Annotated in this window: 5 protein-coding genes; 3 read left to right on the top strand and 2 right to left on the bottom strand. The window is 72.7% G+C overall.

Translation table 11 applies throughout. The features are described from left to right. From ACWEVO_RS32190 to ACWEVO_RS32200, 3 genes are all read left to right on the top strand, one after another. Positions 1 to 844: 3'-5' exonuclease (locus ACWEVO_RS32190; protein WP_452311213.1), on the top strand; the 844-nt coding region annotated here is incomplete at its 5' end. Positions 845 to 974: 130 nt separating this feature from the next. Further along, positions 975 to 1229: a hypothetical protein gene (locus ACWEVO_RS32195; protein WP_452311214.1), complete on the top strand. Its 255-nt coding sequence runs from the start codon at positions 975 to 977 to the stop codon at positions 1227 to 1229. A gap of 134 nt (positions 1230 to 1363) precedes the next feature. Next, positions 1364 to 1729 (top strand): WhiB family transcriptional regulator, encoded by a 366-nt coding sequence (locus ACWEVO_RS32200; protein WP_091068617.1) that lies wholly within the window; start codon positions 1364 to 1366, stop codon positions 1727 to 1729. A gap of 299 nt (positions 1730 to 2028) precedes the next feature. On the opposite strand, the gene ACWEVO_RS32205 is transcribed toward ACWEVO_RS32200, so the two are convergent. Both ACWEVO_RS32205 and ACWEVO_RS32210 read right to left on the bottom strand, forming a co-directional pair. Beyond that, positions 2029 to 3375, bottom strand: a complete 1347-nt coding sequence (locus tag ACWEVO_RS32205) for an ABC1 kinase family protein (protein ID WP_452311215.1) — start codon at positions 3373 to 3375, stop codon at positions 2029 to 2031. Beyond that, the coding region (locus tag ACWEVO_RS32210; RefSeq protein WP_452311216.1) for a TOMM precursor leader peptide-binding protein at positions 3372 to 3864 on the bottom strand (493 nt) is incomplete at its 5' end. The genes ACWEVO_RS32210 and ACWEVO_RS32205, both read right to left, overlap by 4 nt.

Raw genomic sequence — 3864 nt, forward strand, 5'->3', positions numbered from 1 at the left:
CGGCGGTGCCGCGCGGGAGCGGTGGGAGGCGCTCGCCGCCCTGGTCCAGCTCGCCGAGGAGTACGCGGCGACCCCCGAGGTGGTGCCGATCGGCGAGGCGGCCGCGATCGAGCGGCCGGTGACCCTGGCCGACTTCAACGACGAGCTGGCCCGGCGGGCGGCCCAGCAGCACGTACCCACCGTGGAGGGGGTGACCCTGGCGTCGCTGCACTCGGCGAAGGGCCTGGAGTGGGACGCCGTCTTCCTGGTCGGCCTCGCCGAGGGCACCCTGCCCACCGCGTACGCGAAGACCCCCGAGCAGGTGGAGGAGGAGCGGCGGCTGCTCTACGTCGGGATCACCCGGGCCCGGGAGTGGCTCTGGCTGTCGTACGCGGCGGCCCGCTCGCCGGGTGGCCGGGCCCGGCGGCCGTCCCGGTTCCTGCCGCAGCTCGACCGCTCCGGCGGTGGCGCCGAGCGGGCCGGTGCCGCCGCGGCCCGGCGGACCGAGCGCCGGCGTACCCAGGTGGTCTCCTGCCGGATCTGCGGTGCCACCCTGCTCGCCGGCGCGGACCGGAAGCTGGGGCGCTGCCCGACCTGTCCGTCCGACATCGACGAGGAGCTGTACGAGCGGCTGCGCGAGTGGCGGCAGCGGGTGGCCGGCGCGCAGAAGGTGCCGGCGTACGTGGTTTTCACCGACGCCACGCTGACCGCGCTGGCCGAGCGGAAGCCGGGCCGCACCGAGGAGCTGATCGCGATCGCCGGGATCGGCCCCCGCAAACTGGGACTTTACGGGGATACGGTGCTGGCCCTGGTGGCCGGCGCGGCGGTCGACGAGATCTGCCCGCAGAAAAGTTTCGAAATCTAGCCGTAAATCGTTTGCCCTCGCCCGCAGGCGAGGAATAGCCTCAGGACACACCTCGCGAGCGGCACCATTCTGGCTGCTCAAGAGGGACGAGTCCATGGTCGATACGAGGAACGTGAGGGAGGTGGCACCCGTGGAGATCTTCACCTATGAGCGTCCGGCGGCGATGCCAGCTGCCTGCGCTCCGCTGTCGGCTGTCCGGGTGGCCCTTGCCGCTCGACCGTCGGCTCCGCAGGTGCACCAGGCCCAGGTTCAGGCCGAGCTGAACCTGACCGTCGCGCCGATTGCCGGAGTCGAGGGGACCAGTGGCTTCACGGGCATGGGCATCGGCGGCGCCAAGAAGCGCACTGATGTCCGCGGCGTTCCACCTCGAGGTAGACCGGTCTGATCCATCAGACCACCGGCTCACCTCGAGGCCGCGGAACCCGCACACCGGGATCCGCGGCCTCAGTTTTTTTGCACGGCAGTAGTGCCGAACGAATGCGATCCACGAGATCGAAGTGAGAGAGAGGTGACCGGAGGATGAGTCTGGCGTTGGCCCCGCTCGACGTGAGCGTCGAGGTGGAGGCGAACCTGCCCTGCCGGAAGTTCGACCCCGACCTGTGGTTCTCCGACTCGCCCACCGAGCTCGAGCTGGCCAAGTCGCTCTGCGGGGACTGCCCGCTGCGCGTCGAGTGCCTCGCCGGGGCGGTGGAGCGGGCCGAGCCCTGGGGCGTCTGGGGCGGCGAGATCTTCGAGCGTGGCGCGGTCGTCCCGCGCAAGCGGCCCCGTGGCCGTCCGCGCAAGGAGGACCTCGCCCGCGACGCCCAGCTCCGGGTCGAGGCCGAGGCGCGACTGGCGGCCAGTGGGCTGTCCGAGTCGCGCAGCGCGGTCCGGCTGGCAGCCTGACACAACCCCGTTCCACACGTCCCGCCGGCGACCGCCGGCCGAACCAGAAAGCCGAAACCATGCTGCACCTGACGAATGGAACCGAGATGCAACTACTCCACGAAGCGTTGTCCCGGGCTCGAATGCCCCGGCCTCAGGCCGGTCGCACCACCACGAGCACTGAGGCAACCCGTTCCGCCCGTACCGTCGCGATGAAGAGCCGCACCCAGTCGGCTCGCGACCTGGGCGTTCTCTAGATCGCTACCTGATCGGAAGGGGCGGTGACCGGATGGTCACCGCCCCTTCGACGTCTCCGTCGCTCAACTCACCGGGGCGAAGCCGGGCAGCCAGCGCTCCAGGATGGCGCGGTACGGCGCCTTCGCCTCCAGCTGGCAGAGCACCCCGATCGAGCCGAGCGTCACCCGGTGGATCATCAGGTACGCCGGCGGCAGGTTGAGCTGCCGGCTCAGCTGGAACGCGGGCGAGCGGGGGCTGGCCAGCCGGGTCGCCTCGCCCCGCAGCCAGGCCCGGGTGAACCGGAACTCCTCCTCGGCGACCGGGGTCAGCATCGGCTGGAGGTACGCCAGCAGCGCCTGCGCGTCGATCGGCTCGGTCTGGCTGACGAAGCCCTCCTCGCGCAGCCCCGCCACCACCCCGTCCGCGTCGCCCCGGATCGCCAGCCCGGCGATCCGGCCGATCGGCTCGGGGGTGCCCTCCGGCATCCGGGCCACCGCACCGAAGTCGATCACCCCGAGTCGGCCGTCGGGCAGCAGCCGGAAGTTGCCCGGGTGGGGGTCGGCGTGCAGCAGCCCGGCCCGCATCGGCGCCGAGAGGTGCAGCTCGGCCATGAGCAGGCCGGCCCGGTCACGCTGCTCCTCGGTGCCCGACCGGATGATCTCCGCCAGCGGGATGCCCTCGACCCACTCGGTGATCAGGACCCGGGGCGCGGCGTCCAGCACCTCCGGGATGTAGATGTCGGGATCGTCCGCGTACGCGGCGGCGAAGGCGCGCTGCGACTCGGCTTCCAGTTCGTAGTCCAGTTCCTCGGTGATCCGCTCGCGCAGCTCGACCAGGAGCGGCTTGACGTCCAACCCGGGCTGGATCGCCCGGAACATGCCACCCAGCCGGGAGAGCTGCTTCAGGTCGGCGAGCAGGGCGTCGCCGGCACCCGGGTACTGGATCTTCACGGCCACGTCCCGGTGCCGCGGGCCGCCGTTCGGGCCGTACCCGGGATCACGCCAGACCGCATGGTGCACCTGCCCGATGCTGGCGGCGGCGGCCGGGGTGTCGTTGAACTCGACGAACCGGTCCCGCCAGTCCGGCCCGAGCTGCTCGGCGAGCACCTTGTGCACTGTGGCGGCCGGCAGCGGCGGGGCCGCCTCCTGGAGCTTGGTGAGCGCCTGCCGGTAGGGGGCGGCGATCTCGTCGGGCAGCGCCGCCTCGAAGACCGACAGCGCCTGGCCGAACTTCATCGCCCCGCCCTTGAGCTGCCCGAGCACGCTGAACAGCTGCTCAGCGGTGCGCTGCTGGATCTCGGCGGAGATGACGTCGGAGGCGAGCCCGGTGACCCGCTTGCCCATGCCGAGGACGGTCCGACCGGCGAAGCCGAGCGGCAGAGCGGCGAGCTTGGCGGTCCGGGACACGGCCCGGCGCGGGATGTCGGTCACCCGGTCATTGTTACCGACTCGACGGGCCCGCTGCTGCTGCGAAGCCGGGAGCGGGTGGGTCGGCCCCGGATCGGGCGACGTCCGGCGCATCCGCAGGACGGATGCGGCGACCACTGGCGGTGCCGGAACCGGCCGGCCCCGGCGACCTCGACCGCGCAGCCGAGGGTCTCCGGGGTGCCGCCGTCCAGGTGGGCGAGGACCTCGGCGACCGCGTACGCCACGGCCGCCAGCCGGGTGGTCGTGGCGCAGGCCCGCTCGCCGTCGTCGGCCGCGAGCTGGGCGGCGAGCCGGGGCCAGTCCGGGTCCCGGTCGATCCGGTGCAGGTCGACGCAGTGCAGGCAGGGACCGGCCGGCGGCCGGACCAGCGGGCCGACCACCGGTACGCCACCGCGCAGGTCGACCTGGAGGTGGGGCTGGCGGCGCTGGGCGTACCCGGTGGCCAGCAGGGCGGCGGGCCGGTCGGTGCCGAGCTGGACCACCAGGTCGACA

This window comes from Micromonospora sp. NPDC003776, from assembly GCF_053605645.1.

Excerpts from the sequence above, each read along its gene's own strand:
- ACWEVO_RS32200 (WP_091068617.1), top strand. The coding sequence starts at position 1,364 with ATGAGTCTGGCGTTGGCCCCGCTCGACGTGAGCGTCGAGGTGGAGGCG.